This is a genomic window from Mesorhizobium sp. M7D.F.Ca.US.004.01.2.1 (assembly GCF_003997785.1).
Lineage (GTDB): Bacteria > Pseudomonadota > Alphaproteobacteria > Rhizobiales > Rhizobiaceae > Mesorhizobium > Mesorhizobium loti.
In genome coordinates this window covers 1-2823 of the sequence record NZ_RZRQ01000521.1, presented here as the reverse complement: position 1 = coordinate 2823, position 2823 = coordinate 1, and the positions used below count along the sequence as shown (strand labels likewise).

At 63.6% G+C, this 2823-nt stretch carries 3 protein-coding genes and 1 pseudogene; 3 read left to right on the top strand and 1 reads right to left on the bottom strand.

Annotation, left to right across the window (positions count from 1 at the left end; translation table 11 throughout):
* From EN993_RS34090 to EN993_RS34080, 3 genes are all read left to right on the top strand, one after another.
* On the top strand, positions 1 to 1324 hold a 1324-nt coding region (locus EN993_RS34090), incomplete at its 5' end, for an ATP-binding cassette domain-containing protein (RefSeq protein ID WP_127266074.1).
* A gap of 58 nt (positions 1325 to 1382) precedes the next feature.
* The gene (locus EN993_RS34085) at positions 1383 to 1625 is read left to right on the top strand and encodes a type II toxin-antitoxin system CcdA family antitoxin (protein WP_109664821.1); all 243 of its coding nucleotides are present in this window, start codon (positions 1383 to 1385) and stop codon (positions 1623 to 1625) included.
* On the top strand, positions 1625 to 1924 hold the full coding sequence (locus EN993_RS34080) for a CcdB family protein (protein ID WP_126070879.1): 300 nt from the start codon (positions 1625 to 1627) through the stop codon (positions 1922 to 1924). Before EN993_RS34085 ends, EN993_RS34080 begins: the two co-directional genes overlap by 1 nt.
* 29 nt (positions 1925 to 1953) lie before the next feature.
* Here the strand turns inward: EN993_RS34080 and EN993_RS38125 are convergent.
* A pseudogene (locus EN993_RS38125) lies at positions 1954 to 2823 on the bottom strand (hypothetical protein); the annotation flags it as partial.

Here is a 2823-nt window from a genome sequence, read left to right as displayed (position 1 = left end):
CTCCTCGGCACTGATCGTCATCTCGCACGACCGCCGCTTTCTCGAGCGCGTGTCGCGCGCCACCGTCTGGCTCGATCGCGGCCAGACCCGCCGGCTGGACAAAGGCTTTGGCCATTTCGAGGAATGGCGCGACCTGGTGCTGGAAGAAGAAGAGCGCGAGCAGCACAAGCTCGGCCGCCAGATCGTGCGTGAGGAGCACTGGCTGCGCTACGGCGTGACGGCGCGGCGCAAGCGCAACATGCGCCGTCTCGGCGAGTTGCAGACCATGCGCCAGCGTTTTCGCGGCCATCGCGGCGCCGAAGGGTCGGCCACCATGGTGGCGAGCGACGCTACCGAATCCGGCAAGCTGGTGATCGAGGCCAAGAACATCGAGAAGAGCTTTGGCGATCTCACCGTGGTCAAGGGGTTTTCAACCCGCATCCAGCGCGGCGACCGCGTCGGCCTGGTCGGGCCGAACGGCGCCGGCAAGACGACGCTGTTGAAGATGCTGACCGGCGAGATGAAGCCCGACGCCGGCTCGATACGGCTCGGCACCAATCTGGAGATCGCCACGCTCGACCAGAAGCGCGAGGCGGTCGACCCGCAAGAGACGCTGGCGCAGTATCTCACCGACGGTCGCGGCGAAAACCTCGTCATCAATGGCGAGCAGCGCCATGTCGTTTCCTACATGAAGGATTTCCTGTTCAAGCCGGAGCAGGCGCGCACCCCGGTGCGCGAGTCCGGCGGCGAGCGGGCGCGGCTCTTGCTGGCGCGCGTGCTGGCGCGGCCGGCAAACCTTCTGGTGCTCGATGAGCCGACCAACGATCTCGACATGGAGACGCTGGAACTGCTGCAGGAACTGGTCGCCGGGTTTGCCGGAACGGTCATCCTGGTCAGCCACGACCGTGATTTCCTCGACCGCACCGTGACCAGCCTGATCGCGCCGGACGGTGACGGCCGCTGGATCGAATATGCCGGCGGTTACTCCGACATGCTGGCGCAGCGCGGCGGCACCCGGCTCGACGACCGCAGGGCGCGCGCGAAGGCCGAAAACGGCGATGCGCCAATGACGACCAAAAGTGAAGCTGCTGCGCCAAAGGGGCCGGCGAAGAAACTGTCGTTCAAGCAGAAATTCGCGCTGGAATCCCTGCCCAAGAAAATCGAAGCTGTGATGGCTTCGATCTCACGGTTGGAGAACAACATCGCCGATCCGGCCTATTACGAGCGCGACCCGGCCTCCTTCCAGAAAACCATCGCCGCCCTCGACAAGGAGCGCGCCACGCTGGCCGCGCTTGAAGAAGAGTGGCTGGAGCTGGAGATGCTGCGGGAGGAAATGGAGAGGTGAAGGATTGCGTGCGGGCTTTTATGCGCCTACATTATGCGCATAAAAGGAGGCGGTCTCTATGCTTCAATCGACGCCGAAACCTCAGCGAAAGTCCGTTAACACATCCATTGATTCTCAGCTGATCAAAGACGCCAAGGCGTTGGGCATCAACATCTCCCGCGCCGCAGAGGCAGGTATCGCAAAAGCGATTGCGGCAGAAAAGACGCGTCGTTGGCAAGAAGAAAACAAGGAAGCTATTCAAAGCTCCAATGAGTATGTCAGGCGCAACGGGCTGCCATTGGCCAAACACCGGCTGTTTTGATGGCACGCTACGATCTCTATCGGAATGCCGAAGGTAGCGGTTATCTTCTCGATGTTCAGTCCGACCTTCTTGAGGGACTGACCACGAGGGTCGTCATTCCGTTGATGCCGCCCGACATAGCCCCGGTTCCGGGCCGCCGTCTAAACCCGACCTTCGCAATCGACGGCAGGAATCATGTGATGGTCACACAATTCATGTCAGCCTTGATGGCCTCAGAATTGCCTGATGCCGAGGGAAATCTCTCCAGACACCACGACGACATCGTCGCCGCGCTCGACATGTTGTTCCAAGGCTTCTAAACCAAAGGGGCTCCGGGCCGGCGCCCTTCTCAGCCCGCCGTTTTCGCCTGCCAGGCCTTGATCGCCTCGTCGAACACCTTCTCGCCGGGAATGCCCTTTTCCATGGTCAGCAATGCCCGCCGTCCGGTCTTGTAGACGACCGGCACGTCGATCCAGTCCTGGCCGCGAAGCAAGGTCATGTTGGCGTCTTCGTCGGCCTTGGTGTCGTTGAGCGCGACGAGGAAGAAACCGTCGGCGATCTTGGCCGGAATGCCGATCAGCGGGCTGCCGGCATCCTGTTCCGAACTTTTCATGGCGACGCGCAGGATGTTGTCGACACCGCCGCCCTCAAAACCGTCGGGCGTCAGAAAGATCATCTCAATGATATGGCTGGCCGGCAGTGTCTGGTCGGTGTTGCGGCGGATGGTCATGCGCAACTGGATATCCTTGCCGGGAATGGTGGCTTCGGCGCGGATCGCCGGCTCCGGCGGCAGGTCGCCTCCGGGCGATTCCTGAACCAGCGACCAGACGATATTGCCCGGCTCCGCCGAACCCTGGGCGGTGCTGGTGCGCTCTTCATAGAAGATCGCCTTCTGGCCGACCGGCAGCGCGGTTTCCGCGGGCGCGGCCGCCGGTGCGGGCGGCGCAGCACCTGCTGGTGCGGGCGGAGTGGCGGCAGCATTGACCGGCGCTGCCGGGGCAGCTCCATTGGCAGGCGGTGTTGCGGGGGCGGCACCTGTCGCCGGAGGCGTAGTCGCGGCAGGCGTGCCGGCGGCCGGTGCGGAAATCGCCGGCGCGTTCGTCGCCGAGGGCGGCGTGGTCAGCGCGGCGACCGATTCGCCTTCGCCGATGCCGCTTTGACCACCGGCCGGGCCGGGATCGACTTCGCTGCCCTGCGGCGTCAGCCGCTGGGTGAATTT